The organism is Variovorax sp. OV700 (genome assembly GCF_900099805.1).
Classification (GTDB): Bacteria; Pseudomonadota; Gammaproteobacteria; order Burkholderiales; family Burkholderiaceae_C; genus Variovorax.
In genome coordinates this window covers 183,464-206,279 of the sequence record NZ_FNDR01000003.1, presented here as the reverse complement: position 1 = coordinate 206,279, position 22,816 = coordinate 183,464, and the positions used below count along the sequence as shown (strand labels likewise).

Sequence of the window (22,816 nt, the reverse complement as noted above, 5' to 3'; positions counted from 1 at the left end):
TCACACGCCCTTGTTGTTCGGGTTCTTGTAGGCCTCGCGCACGGCGTCGGACATCGGGAAGTTGAGGTTCACGTTGCGCGGAGGAATGGGTGTCATGAACCACTTGGCATAGAGCTTGTCGATGGCGCCCGACTTCATCATCTCGGTCACGGCCTGGTCGACGATGGCCTTGAACTGAGGGTCGTCCTTGCGCATCATGATGCCGTAAGGCTCCTGGCGCAGCACGTCTTTCAGCAACTTGTAGTCGGAGGCGTTCGGCTGGTTGGCGATGAGGCCGGCCAGCTGCACGTCGTCCAGCACATAGGCCACGGCGCGGTCGCTCGCAAGCAGCAGAAAGGCGTCGGCCGTGTCCTTGCCCGCGATTTCCTGCACCTCGATGTTCTCCGTCTTGCGGAAGCCGCGCAGCAGCTGCATGGATGTGCTGCCGGCCACCGTGGCGACGGTCTTGCCCTGCAGGTCGGCGATCGAGTTGATGCCCGAGTTCTTCTTCACCGCGGCGGTGATGTTGGTGACGAAATGGCTCGGCGCAAAGTCGACCTGCTGCTGGCGCTGCACCGTGTTGGTGGTGGTCGCGCAATCGAGGTCGACCGTGCCGTTCTGAACCAGCGGAATGCGGTTGGTCGAGTTGAGCAGTGTGTAGCGCACCTCGATCTTCTGAAGGCCGAGCTTGGCCTTGATCGCATCGACCACCTTCAGGCAGATCTCGTTGGTGAAGCCGATGGGCGCGCTTTCGGCGCCGGTCTTGTAAGAGAACGGAATCTGCGTGTCGCGGCTGCCGATCTGCACCGTGCCGGTTTCCTTGATCTTGCGCAGCGTCGGGCTCTCTTGCGCGGCGGCAGCACCGCAGAGCAGCGCAATGCTGGCGCCGAGCGCGAGGGACTGTTTGAGGTTCATGGAATGTTCCTTTGAGGATGAGGCAGGAAGTACACGGGGCAAGACCGGAACGAATCTTCTGCGCACCTTCAAATTTCTAAAAGCGATTTTTTGTGATCGAATAACATGAATAAAAGTATTCAATACAAGGGCACGCACCATGATGACCTTCAAGCAGCTCGAAGCCCTGTACTGGATCGCCAAGCTCGGCGGCTTCGCCCAGGCGGCCAACCAGCTTCACACCTCGCAGTCGGCCGTGTCCAAGCGGGTGCATGAACTCGAGCTGCTGTTCGACACCGAGCTTTTCGACCGCAGCCAGCGCACCGCGCGCCTGACTGAAAAAGGCGAAGAGATGTTCGTGCTCGCGGCCAGGCTGCTCGAGCAACGCGACGCCGCCGTCGAGCAGTTCGGCAAGCCGGGCGTGGTGGAGCGCCGGCTGCGCATCGGCGTGACCGAACTGACCGCGATGACATGGCTGCCGCGGCTGGTCGGCCTGATCCAGCAGCACTATCCCAAGGTCATTCTCGAGCCCGACGTCGACGACAGCCTCCAGTTGCGCGACAAGCTCTTGGCCGACGAGCTCGACATGGTGATCGTGCCCGACACCTTTGCCGATTCGCGCATGCAGAGCAAGGCCATCGGCCAGGTGAAGAGCGCCTGGATGTGCAAGCCCGGCGTGGTGCCGGCCACCGGCCGCATGCGGCTGCACGAACTCGCGCGGCACCGCATGCTGGTGCAGGGCAAGAACTCCGGCACCGGCCGCGCCTACGACGCCTGGATGAAGGACCAAGGCGTGCAGCCTTCCGACACCATCGTAGTGAGCAATCTCGTGGCCCTGACAGGGCTCACCGTGTCGGGGCTGGGGGTGAGCTACCTTCCGCGCCAGTGCCTAGACCCGCTCGTTTCGGCCGGCATGCTCGCCGTGATCGACGTGGTGCCTGCCCTGCCGGTGGTGCGCTACGTGGCCATGCACAAGGGCGAGCATCGCAGCGCGCTCACCTCGTCCATCGTGATGCTGGCGCAGGAATGCTGCGATTTCACGCGCATGTTCCAGGCCCAGGCCGACGAAGATCCCGACGGATGAGCAGGCTGCTGGTGCACACTTGCCACTCGCGCTGTCTCCCAACCCTCGCTTCTTCCGCACATGAAACCCCGCAAGCAAACCTCGTCCACGCCCAACATCCGGGTCGCGCCCAGCGGGGTGCACGGGCTCGGTGCATTTGCGGTGCGCGACCTGCCGGCCGAGGCGTTCCTTGGCCTCTACGAAGGCCGGCGCTACACGCAGCAGGAGATCGCGGCCAAGTCGTGGAACGACCAGCTCACCTACCTGTTCACGCTCTCCAACCACGAGACGATCGACGGCGCCAAGGGCGGCAACGGCACGCGCCATCTGAATCACGCCTGCGACCCCAACTGCGAGGCGGTCGAGGAATACGACGACGCGGGCGAGCTGATGCTCAAGTTCCAGACCCTCGTGCCGGTGGACGCTGGCGACGAGCTGTTCATCGACTATTCCCTGACCGCGGACGATGGTTCGCCAGCCGAAAATTACCCCTGCCATTGCGGCTCGCCGAACTGCCGCGGGACCATGCTGGCGCCGGTGGACGCGGAGGAATGACCGCCCGCTGATTCGGCCGCATTCGAAGTCGAAGGCGCCATGGCTGCGGGCCATTGGCGCCTTTTTTGCGTCCTCCGAGCGCCTCAGGGAATGTACGGATATATGAATTGCCGCATGGACTTGATTGCACACTGTTTTTGTATACAAATAACGCACCCGATACCCGGCGCGTAATTTGCGTTGGAAAGCGGTCCCTCAATCCACATTCGCACGAGGAAAGACCCATGAGCACAGTCGTCAGCCAGGCCCCCGCGGGGGCGAGTGAAGCCGGCCATGCGCCGCATGCCGAATCCAACGCGCTGATCAAGCCCGGCTACGACCCGCGGCTGACCAACGAAGACCTGGCTCCGCTCAAGAAGCAGACCTGGGGCCAATACAACATCTTTGCGTTCTGGATGTCCGACGTGCACAGCGTGGGCGGCTACATCACGGCCGGCAGCCTGTTCGCGCTGGGCCTGTCGAGCTGGCAGGTGCTGGTGTCGCTGCTCGTGGGCATCGTGATCGTGCAGTTCTTCTGCAATCTCGTGGCCAAGCCGAGCCAGGTGACGGGCGTCCCCTACCCCGTGGTGTGCCGCGCCTCGTTCGGCGTGCTGGGCGCCAACATCCCGGCCATCATCCGCGGGCTGATCGCGGTGGCCTGGTACGGCGTGCAGACCTATCTCGCATCGGCCGCCTTCATGGTGCTGGCGCTGCACATGTTCCCGAACCTCGCGCCGTATGCCGATGTGGCGCAGCACGGCTTCGCGGGCCTTTCGACGCTGGGCTGGGTGGCGTTCATGATCATGTGGGTGCTGCAGGCCTTCGTGTTCTGGCACGGCATGGAAGCCATCCGCAAGTTCATCGACTGGGCCGGCCCCGCCGTGTACGTGGTGATGGCCGTGCTGTGCGGCTGGCTGGTGTGGAAGGCGGGCTGGAGCAAGATCGACCTGAACCTGGGCGGCATCAAGTTCCAGGGCTGGGACGCGCTGCCGGTGATGCTCTCGGCCATTGCGCTGGTGGTGAGCTACTTCAGCGGCCCGATGCTCAACTTTGGCGACTTCTCGCGCTACGGCAAGAGCTTCGACGCGGTGAAGAAGGGCAACTTCTGGGGCTTGCCGATCAACTTCGTGTTCTTCTCGCTCTTGACCGTGATCACCACGGCCGCCACGCTGCCGGTGTTCGGCGAACTGATCACCGATCCGGTGCACACCGTGGGCAAGATCGACAGCACCACCGCCGTGGTGCTGGGCGCGCTGACCTTCATGATCGCCACCATCGGCATCAACATCGTCGCCAACTTCGTCTCGCCGGCCTTCGACTTCTCGAACGTGGCGCCGCAGCACATCAGCTGGCGCACGGGCGGCATGATCGCGGCGGTGGGTTCGGTGTTTCTGACGCCGTGGAACCTTTACAACAGCCCCGAAGTCATTCACTACACGCTTGACGTGCTGGGCTCGTTCATCGGCCCGCTGTTCGGCATTTTGATTGCCGACTTCTACATCGTTCGCAAGCAGCGCATCGACGTGGACGCGCTCTACACCATGAGCAAGCAGGGCAAATACTGGTACAGCGGCGGCTACAACCCGAAGGCGATCCAGGCGCTGATCCCTTCCGCGCTGGTGCCGATTCTTTGCGTGATGGTGCCGGCGCTGCGTGGTGGCGCGAACTATGCGTGGTTCATCGGCATGGGCCTGGGCTTCGTGCTCTACGCGCTGCTGAACCGCAACAACAAGACTTGAAATACCGAAAGAGAAAGGCCGCACCGTGCGCATCAAGATCATCAACCCCAACACCACTTGGAGCATGACCGAGAAGATCGGTGCCTGCGCCCGTGCGGTGGCGCACGCCGGCACCGAGATCGTCGCCGTCAGCCCGGCCATGGGGCCGATCTCCATCGAGAGCCACTACGACGAGGCGCTGGCCGTACCCGGCCTGCTGCAGGAGATTGCGGCCGGCGAGCGCAACGGCTTCGACGGCTATGTGATTGCCTGCTTCGGCGACCCGGGCCTGAAGGCCGCACGCGAACTGGCGCGCGGCCCGGTGGTGGGCATTGCCGAGGCGGCGATGCACATGGCCAGCATGGTGGGCAGCCGCTTCAGCGTGGTGACCACGCTGGGCCGCACGATGGGGCAGGCCTGGCACCTGGCCGAGATCTACGGCATGGAGCGCTTCTGCGCCAACGTGCGCGCCTGCGAGCTGTCGGTGCTCGAACTGGAAGAGCCCGGTTCGCGTGCGCGCGAACGCATCGTGGACGAGTGCCGGCGCGCGCTCGAAGAAGACGGCTCCGACTGCATCGTGCTCGGCTGTGCCGGCATGACAGACCTGTGCGAGCACATCAGCGGCCTGCTCGGCGTGCCGGTGATCGACGGCGTGGCCGCGGGCACCAAGCTCGTCGAATCGCTGGTCGCGTTGAAGCTGCAGACCAGCAAGCGCGGAGAACTCGCGCACCCGCTGCCCAAGCGCATGACGGGCGCGCTCGAAGGCTTCACCCTGGCCGGCCAATAAGAAGAGCAAGAAGAACGGCGCGGGCGCGCCGGCAATGCCGCTGAGCCACAATCCGCCATGCCCCGCGCCAGCTCCAAATCTCCCGCCTCCCCTGCCACCGCCGCTCCTGCCGACAACGGCGCGGCTGCCGCCGACAAGGGCAGCTCCATCGAGAGCATTGCGCAGGACATTGCCACCGCCATCGTCGAGAAGCGCCTGCCGCCCGGCACCTGGCTGCGCGAGGAAGCGCTGGGCCGCGTCTATTCGGTGAGCCGCACCAAGATTCGCGCGGCGTTGCTCATGTTGTCGAAGGACAAACTCATCGAGATGATTCCCGACAAGGGCGCGTTCGTCTGCCAGCCGACGGTGCAGGAGGCGCGCGAGGTGTTCGCGGTGCGCCGCATCCTCGAAAGCGAAGTGGTGCGCCTTTTCATCGCCAATGCACGCCCACGCGACTACCAGGTGCTGGAGCAGCACATTCGCTTCGAGCGCACCGCGCTGCGCCAGACCACCACCACGGGCACCGTGCGCGAGAAAGTGCTGGGCGATTTTCACGTGGCGCTGGCCGAGGCCACGGGCAACAAGACGCTGGCCGAGCTGGTGCGCGAGCTGGTGGCGCGCAGTTCGCTGATCGCCATGCTCTACCACTCGTCGAACGACCCGCACTGCTCTTCGGATGAGCACTCCGATTTCCTGCGCATCTGTCGCAAGGGCGACGCGGAAGGCGCCGTGGCCTGCATGACCGAGCACCTGGAGCGCATCGAGGCCAGCCTGGAGCTCGGCACCGAGAAGCCCGACCGCCAGCTCGACCTGGTGAAAGCGCTGCTCGCCTAGTCTGGGGAGGGTCTGCGTTTTTTCAGCTCGCGCGAAGAGGAGCCAGTGGGCGCGACAGCCGTGGTCCCCAGGCATTCCGCATTTGCGATCAGGCCGCGCAGAAACACCATGATCAGCCGTCCCGAGGGATCCGAACGAGTGGTCGTCCTCTGCAGTGCCAGCCCATGCGACAGGGCCATGAACGCAGCGGCCAGTTCGTCCGGTGCGGCAGGAGGCGTGCGCCCGAGCTTGTTGAACAGCTGGCCGATCACGCCGCCAATCTCGGACCGGTGCTTGTCCCACACCTTCTGGTACTCCGCAGCAAAGGTTTGACTGCGGTTGGCATGCAGCTGCAGTTCGATGGAAAGCATGCACCAATCGGCATCGTGATTGAGCGTGGAAGCCCAGGCTTCCAGTTCGGCAAGCATCTGCTCGGGCTTTTGCCGGTCGTTACCCATGACCGTGGAAAGCTGTGTCGCTTCCCCTTCCATATGCCGTCGCAATAACTCCAGCAGGACGTCTTCCTTGCTCGAAAAGTTCGAATAGAAGGCGCCTTGGGAGTAACCCGCCTTGTCCGCAATGTCGCGGATCGACGCGCCTCCATAGCCGTTCGACACAAACAGGTGCTGCGCGGTTTCGATCAATCGCTCGCGCGTCTGCGCCCGGCTTTCCTCGCGGGTCAGGCGCTTTCTTGCTGTCGTCGGGCTCATGCCTCAAAAGATATCACATGAACTTTGGATATCGACTGGCGGGCACCTGCGTCCCCGGGGCCCAGGCCGGAAACCAAGGATTCAAATATCACTTGATATTTCAAAAGGGCGTAGGTACATTCAAAACTCGTTTGATTTTTGAAATTCAATTGATATGGAAAAAACCAAGGCCTTGAGGTCCGCGTTTGTCACCGGCGCTACCGGCCTTCTCGGCAACAACCTTGTGCGCGAGCTGGTCGCGCGAGGCGTCTCCGTCAAGGCCCTTGTTCGCTCGAAGGCCAAGGGCCAGCAACAGTTTGCAGGGGTGAAAGGCGTCGAGTTGGTGGTGGGCGACATGGCGGACGTACGCGCTTTCTCGAACGCACTCCGTGGATGCGACGTGGTGTTCCACACCGCCGCGTTCTTTCGGGACAACTTCAAGGGCGGCAGCCACTGGGAAGAACTCAAGCGCATCAATGTGGACGGCACGCAGCAGCTCATCGAGCGGGCATACGACGCCGGCATCCGGCGCTTCGTTCAGACCTCATCCATTGCGGTGCTGAACGGCGAGCCGGGCATGCCCATCGACGAAACCTGTCTGCGTGACCTGGCAGATGCCGACGACGACTACTACCGCAGCAAGATACTGGCCGATCAGGTCGTATCGGCCTTTCTTGCGGCGCACCAGGACATGCACGCGAGCTTTGTCTTGCCAGGATGGATGTGGGGGCCGGCTGATATCGGCCCCACCTCGTCAGGACAATTTGTCAACGACGTGGTGCTTGGAAAACTACCCGGGCTGCTGCCTGGCAGCTTTTCCGTTGTCGATGCCCGCGACGTCGCAAGGGCGCAGATTTCGGCCGCGGAGCACGGGCAGCGTGGCGAACGCTACCTGGCTGCCGGCCGCCACATGACGATGCAGGAATTGGTGCCCCTGGTGGGGAAGATCGCGGGCATCAAGACGCCGACACGCAATTTGCCCTTTCCGCTCCTGTATCTCTTGGCGGCGGCACAGGAACTCTACGCGCGGATCAGCGGCAAGCCCATCTTGCTCAGTCTGGCCACTGTGCGGTTGATGCGCAAGGAGGCGGGGCGCAGCCATTTCAATCACACGAAGAGCGAGCAAATGCTTCAACTGAAGTTTCGCCCGATCGAGCAAACCGTTGCCGATACGGTCGCTTGGTATCGCGGGAATGGCTGGCTGCCAAGTGCGTCGACCCGATAGCTCCGAGCAGACCGCTTCTTCGCCCTGGCAACGGGCGTGAGCCACCAAACCCAACCAAAGGAAAGACCGTGACGAACAGATTGATCTTGAAACTCTTGACGGCCTTCAGCGCTGTTTTTCTTGTCGCGGCGGCGCCGCACGAATCCGCGGCGCAGGGCATCCCTTCGGCCAGGGCCGCGGACAGCATGGCCGAGTTCTGCAGGAAAGGACAGGCCGAGTACCCGGGAGGCATCGCTCGCATGCATCCTTCGTTCAAATTCAACATCTGTTGGTGGCTCGAGGATGCCGGAATCGAAGCGAGCACGTTCGACGAAATCGTTGCAACGCTGCCAGAACATGCCGGGCCGTCGCAGCCGGTCTGGCAAGCGATTTTCAGCAAGCCCGCTCAGGTGCATCTGGAACGAGCGCGCGCGGCCGAAGAGCGGAGCCACAGCGCGGCCGCATCGGCCGAATACAAGAAGGCCGCTTTCTATCTGCGGATGAACCGGCTCCCCAAGCGTGTACCCACCGCGGATCTGCAGGCGACCGAACGAGCCTATGCGGTCCTGGGAAAGCCGCTCCAACGGATCGCGTTCAAGACCGGAGAGAAAGAATTCATCGGCTACTTCCGAGCGCCGTCGACACGACGCAGCGGCAACGAGAAGCTGCCGGTTCTGGTGGTTCTGGGCGGCCTCGACAACCTGAAGACGGAGATGATCCGGCACAGCGACTACTTCATTGGTCGCGGGTTCGCCACCCTCATTGTCGAAAACCCAGACACTGGGGAGAACCAGCTTGGATTCCGTCCGGAGTCCTCCGTGATGTTTGACGCCGTGGCCGACTACATCAAGACCCGCAGCGACCTGGACTCAGCCCGAGTGGCGGTCTACGGCTGGAGCATGGGAGGCTATCTGGGAACGCTTGGCGGGCTGAGAAATGACTTCTACAAAGCGATTGTCAACATAGGCGGCCCTAGCGATTCGAGCTTTGGACAAGTGCATTGCAAGACGGCTCCTGCATGGATCGTCGCGCCCTACACCGCGTTTGCGAACATGAATCCGCAGACGACACCCCGTCAAGCGATGTGCGAGTACTACGAAGCATTCCAACTCTCACGTCAATTGAAGACGCCCACTGCGGTGCAGTCGCGCAAGCCCATTCTCATGGTGAACGGCGCTCGCGAAGACCTCGTCTCCAGAGACGAACCTGCATCTCTTTCGGCTCTTGGCTTCAATGTGACGCAACTGGTATTTGGGGATGATGGTCACACTGCAGAATCGAACATGCGAGAGCACTTCGAGTTCACCGCGAACTGGCTCATGCGGCGACTGAAGATGGAAAACTGACCTGACCACTGGAAGGCACGTCGCCTGCGATGCGGGTTTTCCTGCATCCAGTTTGCGGCATAAATTGTATACAGTTTGGCGTACACACATTGTGGACGCCACGACAACCGCGCCGTCCACGCACGTTCCCCTTGCCGCGCCAGGAGACACACGATGACCGCCGAGACCTCTTCCCCTGTTCAGACAGTCCATCCGGTAGACCAGCGCCTGCCCTCGGGCAAGCTCGCGGCCCTGGGCCTGCAACATGTGCTGGTGATGTACGCGGGCGCCGTGGCGGTGCCGCTGATTGTCGGCCGCGCGCTCAAGCTGTCGCCCGACGAGGTGGCGCTGCTGATCTCGGCCGACCTGTTCTGCTGCGGCATTGCCACGTTAATCCAGGCACTGGGCGCCACGCAGTGGTTCGGCATCAAGCTGCCGGTGATGATGGGCGTCACCTTCGCATCGGTCGCGCCGATGGTGGCCATTGCCAACGCCAACCCCGGGCAGAACGGCGCGCAGTTGCTGTTCGGCGCCATCATCGGCGCGGGCATCGTGTCGATACTGATCGCACCGCTGGTGAGCCGCATGCTGCGTTTCTTTCCGCCGGTGGTCACGGGCACCATCATCGCGGTCATCGGCATCAGCCTGATGCGCGTGGGCATCAACTGGATCTTCGGCAATCCGGTGGGGCCGACCGCACCGGCGCTGGTCGATCCGGTTTATGCGAAGTGGTTGGCCGAGGTGACCTCGCCGGGCAGCTCGATTCCCGCAGTGCCCAAGGGTTTTGCCATCATGCCGACGGTGCCCAACCCCAAGTACGCAGACCTTTCGGGCTTCGGCGTGGCGGCGCTGGTGCTGGTGTCCATCCTGCTGATCGTCAAGTACGCCAAGGGCTTCATCGCCAACATCTCGGTGCTGCTGGGGATCGTGATCGGCGCGGTGGTGGCCTCGGCGACGGGGCTCATGACGTACGAGAAGGTCGGCAAGGCGGCCTGGGTGGACGTGGTGCTGCCCTTCCACTTCGGCATGCCGCAGTTCGACCCGATCCTCATTCTTACGATGACGCTCATCATGATCGTGGTGATGATCGAGTCGACCGGCATGTTTCTCGCGCTCGGCGAGATGACCGACCGCAAGATCGGCCAGAAGGACCTGCGCGCGGGCTGCGCACCGACGGCCTCGGCACGCTGATCGGCGGCATCTTCAACACCTTTCCGTACACCAGCTTTTCGCAGAACGTGGGCCTGGTGGCCGTCACGGGCATCAAGAGCCGCTATGTCTGCGTGGCCGGCGGCGTGATCCTGGTCGTGCTCGGGCTGCTGCCCAAGATGGCCGCGCTGATCGAGTCGCTGCCCACCGTGGTGCTGGGCGGCGCGGGCCTGGTGATGTTCGGCATGGTGGCCGCCACGGGCATCCGCATTCTTTCGGGCGTGGACTTCAAGGGCAATCGGCACAACGCGATGATCGTCGCGGTGTCGATCGGCATCGGCATGATTCCGCTCATCGCACCCAACTTCAAGCAGTGGATGCCGCATGCGATCCACTCGCTGATCGAGTCGGGCATTCTGCTGGCATCGATCAGCGCGGTGCTGCTGAACCTGTTCCTCAATGGTGCGAAGCACGACGAGCAGGCCGTGATCGACGCGGCCAAGCAGGCCGAGGCGCACTAGAAGCCCAACTAGAAGCCCGTCAGATCATCGCCAGCGGCGTCTTGCGCCGAGGCGGCGGATAGAGACGTTCGAGTTCGGCGAGCGTAGCCGCATCGAGCTTCAGGGAAGCGGCGGCAAGGTTCTCCTGAAGATGCGCGCTGCGCACCGCCTTCGGAATCGCAACCACGCCGGGCCGCGAAATTACCGCGGCCAGCGCAAGCTGCGCGGCGGTCATGCCGAGCCGGCCCGCCAGCGCTCCCAGTGCATCGTCCCCTGCCAGTGCGCCCTGATCGATCGGGCTGTAGGCCATCAGCGGCATGCCGTGTTCGCGCAGCCACGGCAGCAGGTTGAATTCGGGGCCGCGTTCACCCAGAGACAAATACACCTGGTCGGCCGCGCAACCGGGTCCGTCGCCGACGACCTGCGCCAGCTCTTCCATGTCGTCGATGTCGAAATTGCTCACACCCCAATGGCTGATGCGCCCATTGGCCACCAGCGCCTGCAGCGCATCGACCGTTTCGCGCAGCGGATGGCTGCCGCGCCAGTGCAGCAGGTACAGGTCGATGGCGTCGAGCCCGAGGCGCTTCAGGCTGCGCTCGCAAGCGTCGGGCGTGCCGCGCCGGCTCGCGTTGTGCGGATAGACCTTGCTGACGATGAAGAGCTCGTCGCGGCGCACGTCGCCGGCGCGCAGAGCTTCGGCCAGCGCCTGGCCCAGCACTGTTTCAGCTCCGCCCTCGCCGTACATCTCGGCGGTGTCGATCAGCCGGTAGCCCATGGCGATGGCTTCGCGCACGGCGGCAACCTCGGCCGCATGGCGGCCCGGGGCCTCGCCCATGCGCCAGGTGCCGAGGCCGAGCACCGGCATCTCGCCGCCGGCCGGGAATGAAAGGGTTCGCATGGGCGGGATGGTACGGCGGCCACGTCGGCCAACTCGGGGATCAGGGCAAAATTCCGGTCGCGGCCCGGTCGACCCCGCCATCTTTCATGCCTCCCACGACTCCCCTCCGCCCCGAACCGCCGATGGCCAGCGCCTACCGCGGCCGCTACCGCACGCTGTACGCCTGGGTTGCCGCCGTGGCCGTGGCGCTGCTGCTGATCGGCGCGGCGGGCCAATGGGCCGCGAGCCGCGAGGCGAGCTTCCAGGCCGACTCGATCCGGCGCGCGATGGAAGTCCACGCGCTGGGCCTGCGCGATGCCGCCGGAAAGTACGGCTACCTCCCGCGCACCGCGGGCATGCACCCGGACGTCTTCGGCGTGCTGGCCCACCCCCGGGATCCCGCGGCGCAGCAGCGCGCCAACCGCTACATCGAGGAAGTGAACCGCCACGCGGGCTCGGACGCGCTCTACCTGATCGACCTGGAAGGCCTCACGCTGGCGGCGAGCAACTGGGCAACGCCGCAGAGCTTTGTCGGCGAGTCCTATGCCAACCGGCCCTACTTCATCGACGCGCGCGCGGGCCGCAGCGGCCTCTTCTACGGCGTGGGCCAGACCACCGGCGAGCCGGGGCTATTCATGTCCTCGCCGGTGCGCTCCGAGGCCGGCGCCGTGCTGGGCGTGCTGACGGTCAAGATCAGCCTTCGCCAGCTCCAGGAAGCCTGGGCCTTCGCACGCGAACCGATCCTGCTGACCGACGCGCGCGGCATCGTGTTTCTGAGCTCGGTGCCGGCGTGGATGTACCAGGCCACGCGGCCCCTCGGCGCCGCCGACCTGGACGGTATGAATCGCGACCAGCAGTACGGCGCCCGCGCCGGCTTCCCGCCGCTGCCATGGACGGTGGAGCGCGAGGAAGGGCAGCCGGGCTACCTCGTGCGCATCAATATCGGCGGCAAGACGCGCCGCTTTCTTGCGGTCGACGAGCCGCTGCCCGACCTGGGCTGGACGCTGACGGTGATGGCCGACCATTCGGAGGTCACTCGCGCACGCGAGCGCACCTGGATGCTGGGCCTGCTGTGCGCGGGCGTGCTGCTGCTGGGCGGGCTGTACTGGCAGCTGCGCGAACGCCGCTTCGCCGAGCAGCGCGATGCGCGGCGCGACCTGGAGCTGCGCGTGCGCGAGCGCACGCACGAACTCGACGAGGCCCACGCCTTCCGCAAGGCGATGGAAGACTCGCTGCTGGTGGGCATGCGCGCGCGCGACCTCGAAGGCCGCATCATCTACGTCAACCCCGCCTTCTGCGAGATGACCGGCTATGGCGCCGACGAACTTCTCGGCCGGCTTCCGCCGTACCCCTACTGGCACCCCGACGACGTGGCGCAGCACTGGCAACACTACGACGCCATGATGAGCGGACAGCCCACGCGCTCCGGTTTCGAATCGCGCCTGCGGCATCGCGACGGGCACGAGGTGATCACCATGGTCTACACCGCGCCGCTCATCGACGCCGACGGCGAACACAGCGGCTGGATGAGCTCGGTGGTGGACATCACCGAGCAGAAGCGCGCAGAACTGCGCCAGCGCCAGAACGACGAGCAGTTGCAGCATGCCCAGCGCCTCGCCAGCCTGGGCGAGATGGCTTCGACGCTGGCCCACGAACTGAACCAGCCGCTGATGGCGCTGAGCAACTTCGCGAGCGCCGCCAAGGCCTTTGCAGTGCAAGGCAACCAGTCGCTGCTGGTCAGCAGCCTCGACGAGACCATGGCCCAGGCCCAGCGCAGCGCCGAGATCGTGCGGCGCATCCGCGGCTTCGTGCGGCAGCGCACCGTCGGCACCGAGGATTGCGCGGTGGCGGCGCTGGTCACCAACGCGCTGGCGCTGCTGCAGGGGGAGATGCGGATGCGTCAGGCGCGCGCCGAGGTTCGCATCCCGGCGGGGCTGCCCGAGGTGCGCGGCGACCGTGTGCTGCTGGAACAGGTCCTGCTGAACCTGCTGTCCAACAGCCTGCATGCCATGCAGGCCACGCCACCGGAACAGCGCCTCGTGGAGATCGAGGCCGAGGTGCGGGAAGGACGCATGCACATCCGCGTGGCCGACCGCGGGCCAGGCATCGACGCTGCGCTGGCCGAGCAAGTGTTCGCCCCCTTCTTCACTACCAAGACCGGCGGGCTGGGGCTGGGCCTGAACATTTGCCGCACCATCGTCGAGGCCCATCGCGGCCGGCTGTCCTTTGCCAATCGGGCCGGTGGTGGCACAGTTTTCACTCTCGAACTGGAAATCTCTCCCCCGTGACCGCTCTTGCCAACAACCTGTGCGTGGTGGACGACGACGAGGCCGTGCGCCGCTCGCTGGGCCTGTTGCTGCTGTCGCGCGGCTACGCGGTGCAGACCTTTGCCTCGGGCGAGGCCTTTCTGGCCGGCGCCGACCTGCAGCGTGCAGGCTGCGTGATCCTGGACCTGCGCATGGAGGGCGTGAGCGGGCTGCAGGTGTTCGATGCACTGCGCGCGCAGGACAGCCCGCTGGTCACGATCTTCCTGTCCGGCCATGGCGACATTCCCATGGCTGTCGAGGCGGTGCAGAACGGCGCCTTCGGCTGGCTCGAAAAACCCTGCAACGACGAGCGCTTGCTCGACAGCATCGCCAAGGCCCTGCAGAAGGCCGAGGAGATCGCCCTGCGCCGGCAGGCCCGGCAGGCGGCAGAGGCGCTGTGGGCCAAGCTCACGCCGCGCGAGATGCAGGTGGCCCGGCTGGTGGCCGAGGGCAAGCCCAACAAGCAGATCGCCCTGGAACTCGCACCGCTGGAGCAGCGCACGGTGGAAACCCACCGCGCCCACGTGTTCGCCAAGCTGGGGCTGGCGAACAGCCACCAGTTGGACCGGTTCCTGCGGGAACACGCTCTCTAGCGCCTCTCCACCGCGGCCGCTCATCGCGCCCGTAAGTCTTTCTAGGTATTTACCCTTGCGTACCGATACGTAGCCCTGCGGCGGCCGGCTACGGACGACAGCACGGTGGCGGCCGGACAGACTCGGCGGCACGGCTTCGCGTGGTTTCGCGGCAGGCCGCAGCCAGAGACAAGGACCCCTATTCCATGACCGCCATCACAAGTGCGAGCACCGCCGGCGCCTCCAGCCCCGACGCGACCGCCGCCAACAACACCGCCTACACCTTTGAAGAAAAGCGCAAACGCATCTTCGCCATCTTTGCCGCCTCATCCGGCAACCTGGTGGAGTGGTTCGACTTCTACGTCTACGCGTTCTGCGCCATCTATTTCGCGCCGGCGTTCTTCCCCAAGTCGGACCCGACCGTGCAACTGCTGAACACCGCCGGCGTGTTCGCCGCCGGTTTTCTCATGCGCCCGATCGGCGGCTGGCTGTTCGGCCGCCTGGCCGACCGCAAGGGCCGCAAGACCTCGATGGTGACCTCGGTCGTCATGATGTGCGTGGGCTCGCTCGTCATCGCCTGCTTGCCGACCTATGCGCAGATCGGCGCCGCCGCGCCCGCGCTGCTGCTGGCTGCGCGGCTGCTGCAAGGCCTGTCGGTCGGTGGCGAATATGGCACCACCGCCACCTACATGAGCGAAGTGGCGATGCGCGGCCAGCGCGGCTTCTTCTCGTCGTTCCAGTACGTCACGCTGATCGGCGGGCAGCTGCTGGCGGTGGTTGTCGTGGTGGTGCTGCAGCAGGTGCTCGACGAAGCCGAGCTCAAGAGCTGGGGCTGGCGCATTCCCTTCGTCATCGGCGCCATCGCCGCGGTGGTCGCCCTCATGCTGCGGCGCACGCTGACCGAAACCGCCAGCACCAAGACCCGCGCCGCCAAGGGCGCGGGCACGATGCGCGAACTGTTCACGAACCACAAGCGCGCCTTCTTCGTGGTGCTGGGCTACACGGCCGGCGGCTCGCTGATCTTCTACACCTTCACCACCTACATGCAGAAGTACCTGGTGAACTCCGCCGGCATGTCGATCAAGACCGCCAGCAACGTGATGACCGCCTGCCTGTTCATCTACATGTGCATGCAGCCGCTGTTCGGCGCACTGTCGGACCGCATCGGCCGCCGCAGCAACATGCTGCTGTTCGGTGCTCTGGGCGCGCTGATGACGGTGCCGGTGCTGAGCAACCTGCAGAGCGTCGGCAGCCCGCTGGTGGCCGGCATGCTGATCACCCTCGCACTGGCAGTCGTCAGCTTCTACACCTCGATCAGCGGGATCGTGAAGGCAGAGATGTTCCCGCCCGAGATTCGTGCGCTGGGCGTGGGCCTGTCGTACGCGATAGGCAATGCCATCTTCGGCGGCAGCGCGGAATACGTGGCGCTGGGGCTGAAGTCGATCGGGCACGAGTCGTACTTCTACTGGTACGTGACGGCGATGATGGGGGTGGCGTTCCTGGTGAGCCTGCTGCTGCCGAAGCAGGCGACCTACCTGCATCACGACAAGTAGGCAGGGCGCGGGACCGCCTCGCTGAACTCCTCCTGCACAGATACGCTGATGTTTTCCAGAAGGGCTTCGAGCCGCTCTCCGCCAAGGCCTCGAACAAGGCCATCGCTGGTCGACGACTATCGAGCGAAGATCGAGAACCTGCTCGCCCCCCTCGACACCATTGACTTCGACACCGCGCTGCCACCGATGCGGCGCCAACCCGGGAGATCAGAAGCCCGGGGTTCGCCTTCTTTCATCGGTCGGTCTCACGGAACCAGTAAGTTCTCTTCCGTGTGGCGTTGAGGGGAATGATCGGTTTTTGCGCGCCGAGACCTGATTTTCCGTCTGCACCCGAGCCGCCGCCACCGCCAATCAGGAATGGCAACTGCCGATTCGTGCCGTTGACGCTGACCGTGACGATGCCGAACACCGGCGACGGCGCCAGCCCTCCGCCGTCGAGCAGCTTGGAGGTCGCACTGCCGGTCAGGAAGTTGATGCCGTAGCTGCGCGCGGAACCCAGGTTGGCTTGGCAACTTGTGGTGCTCGGGACAATGGGCTGGTTGGTGCCGAAGTAGACGGTGCCACCGACAGTGGTCGGTGCATTCACGCCCTTTTCACCCGAGCCGCTCAGGGTCCTGTAGAACCCGCTCAAGGTGCCGGCGTACGGGACGGAATCGGTGACGTGAAACAGCGCGGTGGGCTCTGCGTCCGCCGTGCTGCTGGTGTCATCGCGCACGGGTGTCCAGCTGGACGCATTTCCCCCCACGTTGGTGTCCTTGACCATGTAGAAGCGGTTCACGATGCTGGTGGCCCCCTGGGTCAGCAGCGGGTGCTCCCGGTCGCCAGTGATGTTCAGCAGCACGTCGTAGTTCTTCGTCAGCACCACATCGGGCGGAAAGAAGAACTTGCGCTTGGTCGTCCCAGTTCCGCCCAGCGCGGCAATCTGCGTCGCCTGCCAGGTGCTCAAGTCGCCACTGCCAGTCGGCTGGAGATCCACGCGCCAGATATTGCCGCCAGTGTCGGCAGCGTAGAGCCGATCGATGTAGCCGTCGAAGTCGCGGTCCACCAGCGTGACGTCGCCCGGAATCGCGTAGTTCATGCTCGCCAGTTTGCAGGGGTTGCCGGTGCAGGTCGTGCCGCTACCGCCTGGGCCGGCTTGCCAGAGCATGGTGCCGGTGACCGCGTCGACGATGAAGATTCCCCGGCCCATGGTGTCGGCCGCGGGCGGTTCGGCGTCTTCATTGGGATCATAGCCAGCACCGAAGATCAGCACCGGGTTCGTGCGGCCCTTGATCATTGCCACCTTCGGCTGCGACCAGGTCTGCCCGAGTTCCCCGAAGCCGGTGTCGGAATTGCTGCGCTTCCACATGAACTTCGGGTTGGCCGGATCGCTGACGTCCAATGCATAGAGCAGCCGACCGCCGCGGCGCGCCGACAGGAAGATGTAAGCCTTGCCCGTGACGCTGTTCTGATAGACGCCCGGCGCGCCGTCGAAGAAATAGGTCTTCGGGGAGCCGGTGGAGGAGCTGCCCAGTTTAAGGGCCGGACTGTTCTGATAGAGCCGCTGAAGGCCCGAGTAGAACTCCGAGGGCACGAAGCTCCACAGCTCGCCGCCCGGGGCCACGCTCGCGGTGGCGCCGGTGGCGTCCTTCACGGTAATGGCGCACGTCGTCGATAACGTACAGCTGCCCTTGGGCTTGCTGCTGTCGGTGGGATTGTTGGGCTGGTTGCCATTGATGGCGCGGAACATGCCGTCATTCGCGCCGTAGAACACCACCACGCCGGTCGTGCCGCCATAGTCGATCACCGCGGGCCGTGAGTGCAGCACGTCGCCGTGCACCGAACCGCGAATCGTGATGCTGGAATCTGGCAGGGTGTTGCCCTCAGTCCCTGCGACGGAGTCGCCCGCCGCGAACGTATCGTCGCCGCGCGCCCAGTTGATCAGGTTGACGGCCGTTATCGAACTCGACGCCGAAATTCCGAGCGCCGTGGATGTGAGGTTCGTGTTGCCGGCCTTGAACGGCATCGTGCTCAATGCAGCATCGGCGGTGCACCCGGTGCCCACGCAGGTGTACACGTTGCGCGCCGTCGTCGCGCTTGCGGTCGACGTCGGGGGGTAGCTGTCTTTCAGGTACTTGAGGCGAATCTGCTGCCCGACGCCGCCCTTTTCGACGACCTGTCCGTCTGCCCAGTCGTAGCCGTCCTTGGCGCCTTGCGCCCGGAAGGCGTTAAGCCAGAAGCCGCCCTTGGAGTCGGGAAGCGAACTGATGTCCTTGGACGTCCAGAAGCTGACCGCCGAGGGCGAGATGAACCCCGTGCCCGCTGCGCTCAGCGCCCGGTTGGCATTGGTGCCTGCGGAATAGGTACCCCATGAGGCGTCGGCGAGAAACAGCTGCGGCGCGGTCGGGTCGGTGATGTCCACGCCGAACTGGTATTGCTTGAGATTGCCCATCCAACGCGGGTTGTCGCTGCCGTCGGGGCGAAACATGCCCATGTAGATCTGGTTGACGTAGGTGCCCTGCGTATTGGCGCTCACCGGCAGTACCGGCGCCGCGAACACGCTGTTGACGGCCTGCACTTCGCTGAACACCTGCCCGATGGCGTTGGCCAGTGCGCTGACGTCGCCCAGCCTCACAATGAAGTACTTGCCGCCGCCCTGGTTGGCCATGCTGACCATGAGCTGCTCGTAGTCCGGGTTGCTGCCATCGCTCAGGATGATGGTGTAGGTAGTGATGGCCGGATACGGCGTCGTGAGGTTGGGCGAAGTCCCCGTGTACATGAAGTTGGCCCACTCGTCGGAGTAGTCGCTCTTGTACTTGGCTGCAGCCGTGGCGTACGGAGAGATCGGCGACTTCCAGCTCGGCAGCGCCACCTGGGTGGGAAGCGCGGTCAGGGCTCCGGCCGTCTGCAAGGCCGATCCGCCCACGTTGCCGCTGTCCTGCGGTTTCTGGTTGTTGGTGGCGAGCGTGATGTAGAGAAGGAAATTCCTGGCGCAGGCTTGCTGGTTCGTCAGCCCCGGGTAGGTGGTGCCAGACAGGCCGGTCTTGCCCTGGTAGAAGGCCCAGGCTTCTTGCATGGCCTGAGCAGTCTGGTTGTTGTTCGACTTATCGCGGGCGAGGCTCAACGCCGCGACCCTCGTTAGCATCTTGTCGACACCCTTGCCGTCGGCACCGTTGCCGTCCATCAGCAGCAGAGAGCTCGGCGCCGGCGATGCAGCGGGCAAGACGAAAGTGCTGCCGTTGGTTCCCCCGTCGGGGAAGTACATCAGGCCCAGGCTGATGTTGCCGTTCAGAGAGGCGTCGGTGGCAACGGACTTGATGGCGCTGTACAGCCCGCACTGCTCGAAGCCCAGGTTCTTCGACGGATCGTTCACTGTCAAGTCAGAACAGGTGAAGCTCGAACTCGCACTCGCTGCGGCCGAGTTGTCGAGAAGCAGCAGCAGATTGGGGGCGCCGCCGCTGGCTGTGCCCTGATAGATGTCGATGTCGTCGGCCCGCGCGCCGGCGCTTGCCAGCGCAAGCAACGTCAGGGCACCCAACCGCCAAAAGTTCGAAGGCTTCTTCATGTCCGACTCCCGTTTGATCAGCATGCCGCACCCACTGCGACGCGCACTGCAATGCCTTGGTGAGTCGGGGCGTTCGCAGCGCCACCGGCGGGCGGGGTAGCGCTTGCACTGACGTCCCAGTTGGAGTTCGAGCACAACGAATTGCCACCGGCGCTGCTGCCAGCAATGCCTGTGTTCTGCGAGGCGCCGCTCACATAGCAGGGCTGGTCGCTGGGTTGGGTCGCATCCAGTTCGCTGAGCTTGATGGGCTTGATGCCGGTACAAACCGGTGCGGCCACGGCTGCGCTGTAGGTGGAGCCGGTCTGGCCGCTGTTGTTGATGTCCACCGCAGTGGTGCTGGCTACCGGCATCGAAGTGAAGTCGCTGCTGATCGTCCCTTCGATCGCCTGCGTCGCGGCCGCATTGGCCTCGCTCTCGGTCTGCATGTTGCCGACCACCTTGGTGTTGACGTTGGTGACCTTGACGGCCGAAACCACCATGAGCGTCAGCACCACAAGGAAGATCATGGAGACGAGCAAGGTTGCACCTGTTTGGCCCCGTGCGCGGGAGCAGGCATTTTTCGAACGGTTCATGGTGTTTCTCTCTGGCCCGAGCTGTTGTAGAGGCGGGCAACCGTGCTGTAGACGTGCCGCTTGATGCGGTCGTTGAACGGGCCGGCCGTCGGCGTCGCCAGGCCGAGGTTGTAGGTCCGGGAGTCGGTCCAGCCGCTGCTGGACTCGGTGTTGCGCGCCAGCACGTGGATGCGGATCGCCATCACGTTGGCCCAGTTGGTCGCGGCCACCGTCCAGTCGTAAGACGGCGTCGTTTGCGGGCATACGGCCACGGCGACTTCCGCCGCGGGAGGGCTACCCGGGTTGCTGGTGTAGCAGTCGGGTGAGCCATTGGCATCCATGTCGATGCCGTAGTCGAGCTGCAGGTTCTCGATCCCTTCCACCAGCGGTGTGATGGTCATCGCTCCATTGACGTATTCGGCCATCTTGAGCGTGGGCGTGGTGTCAGTGCCGCACACGTTGCAGGTGCTCACGAAGTACACGTGCTGCACGATCTTGCGCACCGGCGCGAGCTTGGTCGAAAGGCAATCCTTCTGCATCAGGTTGAAACTCGACGCCGAAGAGCCGGCCGCCGCTACGAAGGGCAGCAAGTCGGTCGAGCAGGCGGAGATCTGCAGGTAGCGCTCGCCGCTGGCCGCGGTGGCCACGTTCACGGCAGTCGTGCTGACGCGCGTGACGACCAGCATGGCGGTGCCGGACATGACGTGGTCGAGGCAAGTCGGCTCGCTGCCCAGCGCGTAGACCGGCAAAGGAACGTTGGAGGTGCCCGGGCTCGTCGTCGCCGAGTAGCCCAAGTCGGCAATGCTCGACGGGCAGGCCACGGGCGTCACGGTCGCGAAAGCCGTGCTCGAGGTTGCGCCCACAAAGCCGGCGAGTTGTATGTCGTCAGTGAGCACCTGCAATGCGTAGCGCCCGTTGTCGATCTGGCGCGAAGACTTGTCGAGTTCCGACCGGGAGCTGACGGTTGACACCAGCAGGCTGCTCAGGCCGATCAGAAGGAAGAGGCCGAGGGTGATGGCCACCATCAACTCGACCAGCGTGAAGCCCCGGCTGCACCGTCTTCGATGGAACATGGTTGGCTTTCTCACGACAGCGCCCCGATCCGGACCTTGGTGGTGACGACCCGGTGCAGTTTCTCGTCGCTGTAGGCGCCGCTTCCGCAAGGGAACGCGGTGGCGCCATCTGCAAGGGTCGGCGCGGCCGTCTTGACGAGGCCTTGCCACGACACGGCGATCATGTAGATGTTGTTCGCGGCGTCGTCGAGCGTCACGCAGCCGATGGCGCCGATCATGGCGCCGACATTGGTACTCGCCTGGCCGGGCGTGGCGGCCGGCTGGATCTCGGCCTGCCCCTTGAGCATGTTGTCCCAGGCCGCCAGATCGGCCACGGCCCGCGCCTGCTGCTGCGCATTGCCCGCGGCGCAGCTGGCAGCCCCGGTGTTCCCGGTGCCGGTGCCCAATTTCACGCCGGTCGCTCCGTTGGAGTAGCACGTCGCAACCTTCCGGTTGGCATTGAGGCGGTCCGACATGTCCTGCACGAGCTGAAGGGCCTGGACTCGCTGGTAGGACTCCATTTCGGCCGTGCTCGAACGACTGCTCACCCCCACGAGGCCGAGCAGCCCGAACAGCAGGATGACGAGCGAGACCAGCACCTCGATCAGCGCGATCCCTTGCTGGGGTGCGGCCATCCAAGGCAGGTGGCCATAAGTACGATGCGACATCAACAGGCTCCCGTGCTGCTGCTCGGCACGCCGCTCAGGCCGATGGAGACACAGCGCGAACTCACGCCGCTCACCTCGGGCGACGGCGCGATGGTGAATTTGGTGCTCGTTGTCACGGTGCGGCCATCCTTGCCATAGGTGATGGCGCCCAAGCCCTGCGAATCGGTGATCGAGAGGTTCTTGTAGGCTTCCTGGTTGTGGAACGTGAGAGTGCCGTCGCTCACTCTCCAGCCGCCGTCCCAGTCGGTACCGACCTTCTGCAGGGACACGCTGGTGTTGCGGGTGACAGCCTGGCTCCGGGCGAGCGTGATGGCGGCCATCAGGTCGAAGGAGACATTGCGGATTCGCTGGTTGGCGATGAATGCGCTGAAGGACGGCAACGCGAGGCCGGCCAGGATCGCCATGACCGTGATGGTGGTAACCAGTTCAATCAGCGTGAAGCCCCGCGCGCGGAGCTTTGGACGGCGGCCTACCAGCATCCCGCGACTCCGCTGGAGCCCGACGCGGTTTTCGTGCCCGCTTCATCGATGGTCAGCGTTCCGCAGGCGGTGTCGCGCGCCAACTGGCTGCCGATCGGCGTTGCAGTGACCGTGAAGCCAGGTAGCGTGGTTCCAGTCTTGAGGGGCGTCGTGACTGTGTAGTTGGACGACACGTGGGAGGGAACGCTCGAATTCAGCGTGGCAAGGTCAGCGGCATAGGTCCGCGCGTCCAGCAGGTAACGCTGCTGCAGGCTGCTGACCTCAAGCATGTAACCCTGGGCCGCCGACCTGTTGGAGCGAACGATGTAGTTGGTGTACGACGGATAAGCGATGGCCGCGAGGATGCCGACGATCGCCACCGTCACCATCAGTTCGATCAGCGTGAAACCGCGCACCCCTGCCGGCCCAGGCTGGGGGCCGGACAAGCTGACACGCATTGATGCCGTCTTCGATTTTCGTGAAAACTGATACATAAGACACGGCCATTTGCCGCCCGATCTCAAATTGAACCGGAAGCAGGGTCGTTTAAATGTGACTATATGTGAGGAATGTGAAAATGTCACATCAATTCATACTAGTT

General features: G+C 64.4%; 19 protein-coding genes and 1 pseudogene. 11 read left to right on the top strand and 9 right to left on the bottom strand.

Annotated features, from left to right (window positions below; all coding sequences use genetic code 11):
- Entirely contained in the window at positions 1 to 894 is an 894-nt protein-coding gene (locus BLR24_RS08090) for an amino acid ABC transporter substrate-binding protein (protein WP_093015376.1), read from the bottom strand.
- Between the two features lie 142 nt (positions 895 to 1,036).
- Here BLR24_RS08090 and BLR24_RS08085 point away from each other — a divergent pair, with 142 nt between their 5' ends.
- The 5 genes from BLR24_RS08085 to BLR24_RS08065 all read left to right on the top strand — a co-directional run bounded on the left by BLR24_RS08085 (position 1,037) and on the right by BLR24_RS08065 (position 5,788).
- Entirely contained in the window at positions 1,037 to 1,957 is a 921-nt protein-coding gene (locus tag BLR24_RS08085) for a LysR family transcriptional regulator (protein WP_093016289.1), read from the top strand.
- 60 nt (positions 1,958 to 2,017) lie between these two features.
- Positions 2,018 to 2,491 carry an SET domain-containing protein gene (locus BLR24_RS08080; protein WP_093015373.1) on the top strand — a complete coding sequence of 158 codons (474 nt, stop codon included), beginning with the start codon at positions 2,018 to 2,020 and terminating at the stop codon, positions 2,489 to 2,491.
- 224 nt (positions 2,492 to 2,715) lie between these two features.
- Complete coding sequence (locus BLR24_RS08075; RefSeq protein ID WP_093015370.1) at positions 2,716 to 4,209, top strand: NCS1 family nucleobase:cation symporter-1; 1,494 nt, start codon at positions 2,716 to 2,718, stop codon at positions 4,207 to 4,209.
- A gap of 25 nt (positions 4,210 to 4,234) precedes the next feature.
- Positions 4,235 to 4,975, top strand: coding sequence for an aspartate/glutamate racemase family protein (locus tag BLR24_RS08070; RefSeq protein ID WP_093015367.1), 741 nt, complete (start codon positions 4,235 to 4,237; stop codon positions 4,973 to 4,975).
- Between the two features lie 57 nt (positions 4,976 to 5,032).
- Positions 5,033 to 5,788: a GntR family transcriptional regulator gene (locus tag BLR24_RS08065; protein WP_093015363.1), complete on the top strand. Its 756-nt coding sequence runs from the start codon at positions 5,033 to 5,035 to the stop codon at positions 5,786 to 5,788.
- Here the strand turns inward: BLR24_RS08065 and BLR24_RS08060 are convergent.
- Positions 5,785 to 6,477: a TetR/AcrR family transcriptional regulator gene (locus tag BLR24_RS08060; protein WP_093015360.1), complete on the bottom strand. Its 693-nt coding sequence runs from the start codon at positions 6,475 to 6,477 to the stop codon at positions 5,785 to 5,787. The genes BLR24_RS08065 and BLR24_RS08060 overlap by 4 nt on opposite strands.
- A gap of 154 nt (positions 6,478 to 6,631) precedes the next feature.
- On the opposite strand from BLR24_RS08060, the gene BLR24_RS08055 reads away from it, so the two are divergent.
- The 3 genes and pseudogenes from BLR24_RS08055 (at position 6,632) to BLR24_RS08045 (ending at position 10,655) form a co-directional block, all read left to right on the top strand.
- Positions 6,632 to 7,681, top strand: a complete 1,050-nt coding sequence (locus tag BLR24_RS08055; protein WP_093015357.1) for an SDR family oxidoreductase — start codon at positions 6,632 to 6,634, stop codon at positions 7,679 to 7,681.
- Between the two features lie 68 nt (positions 7,682 to 7,749).
- On the top strand, positions 7,750 to 9,006 hold the full coding sequence (locus tag BLR24_RS08050; RefSeq protein WP_093015354.1) for an alpha/beta hydrolase family protein: 1,257 nt from the start codon (positions 7,750 to 7,752) through the stop codon (positions 9,004 to 9,006).
- 153 nt (positions 9,007 to 9,159) lie between these two features.
- Positions 9,160 to 10,655, top strand: a pseudogene (locus BLR24_RS08045) (nucleobase:cation symporter-2 family protein).
- Positions 10,656 to 10,674: 19 nt separating this feature from the next.
- Here the strand turns inward: BLR24_RS08045 and BLR24_RS08040 are convergent.
- Positions 10,675 to 11,532: an aldo/keto reductase gene (locus BLR24_RS08040; RefSeq protein WP_093015351.1), complete on the bottom strand. Its 858-nt coding sequence runs from the start codon at positions 11,530 to 11,532 to the stop codon at positions 10,675 to 10,677.
- An 86-nt stretch (positions 11,533 to 11,618) separates the two neighbouring features.
- On the opposite strand from BLR24_RS08040, the gene BLR24_RS08035 reads away from it, so the two are divergent.
- From BLR24_RS08035 to BLR24_RS08025, 3 genes are all read left to right on the top strand, one after another.
- Positions 11,619 to 13,799: a sensor histidine kinase gene (locus BLR24_RS08035; RefSeq protein ID WP_093015348.1), complete on the top strand. Its 2,181-nt coding sequence runs from the start codon at positions 11,619 to 11,621 to the stop codon at positions 13,797 to 13,799.
- On the top strand, positions 13,796 to 14,410 hold the full coding sequence (locus BLR24_RS08030; protein ID WP_093015344.1) for a response regulator transcription factor: 615 nt from the start codon (positions 13,796 to 13,798) through the stop codon (positions 14,408 to 14,410). Before BLR24_RS08035 ends, BLR24_RS08030 begins: the two co-directional genes overlap by 4 nt.
- Positions 14,411 to 14,595: 185 nt before the next feature.
- Positions 14,596 to 15,942 carry an MFS family transporter gene (locus BLR24_RS08025; RefSeq protein ID WP_093015341.1) on the top strand — a complete coding sequence of 449 codons (1,347 nt, stop codon included), beginning with the start codon at positions 14,596 to 14,598 and terminating at the stop codon, positions 15,940 to 15,942.
- Between the two features lie 232 nt (positions 15,943 to 16,174).
- Here the strand turns inward: BLR24_RS08025 and BLR24_RS08020 are convergent, their stop codons facing one another.
- Genes BLR24_RS08020 through BLR24_RS07995 form a run of 6 tightly spaced genes read right to left on the bottom strand, consistent with a single transcriptional unit; the run spans position 16,175 to position 22,673 of the window.
- Positions 16,175 to 19,486, bottom strand: coding sequence for a pilus assembly protein (locus BLR24_RS08020; protein WP_093016287.1), 3,312 nt, complete (start codon positions 19,484 to 19,486; stop codon positions 16,175 to 16,177).
- Between the two features lie 17 nt (positions 19,487 to 19,503).
- Positions 19,504 to 20,058, bottom strand: a complete 555-nt coding sequence (locus BLR24_RS08015; RefSeq protein ID WP_093015338.1) for a pilus assembly PilX family protein — start codon at positions 20,056 to 20,058, stop codon at positions 19,504 to 19,506.
- A complete protein-coding gene (locus tag BLR24_RS08010) occupies positions 20,055 to 21,110 on the bottom strand; it encodes a PilW family protein (protein ID WP_093015335.1) in 1,056 nt (351 codons plus the stop codon). The genes BLR24_RS08015 and BLR24_RS08010 overlap by 4 nt, the downstream gene beginning before the upstream one ends.
- 11 nt (positions 21,111 to 21,121) lie before the next feature.
- Positions 21,122 to 21,757, bottom strand: coding sequence for a type IV pilus modification protein PilV (pilV, locus tag BLR24_RS08005; protein ID WP_093015332.1), 636 nt, complete (start codon positions 21,755 to 21,757; stop codon positions 21,122 to 21,124).
- Positions 21,757 to 22,236, bottom strand: coding sequence for a GspH/FimT family pseudopilin (locus BLR24_RS08000; protein WP_093015329.1), 480 nt, complete (start codon positions 22,234 to 22,236; stop codon positions 21,757 to 21,759). Before BLR24_RS08000 ends, pilV begins: the two co-directional genes overlap by 1 nt.
- On the bottom strand, positions 22,227 to 22,673 hold the full coding sequence (locus BLR24_RS07995) for a type IV pilin protein (RefSeq protein ID WP_093015327.1): 447 nt from the start codon (positions 22,671 to 22,673) through the stop codon (positions 22,227 to 22,229). The genes BLR24_RS08000 and BLR24_RS07995 overlap by 10 nt, the downstream gene beginning before the upstream one ends.
- Positions 22,674 to 22,816 lie beyond the last annotated feature (143 nt).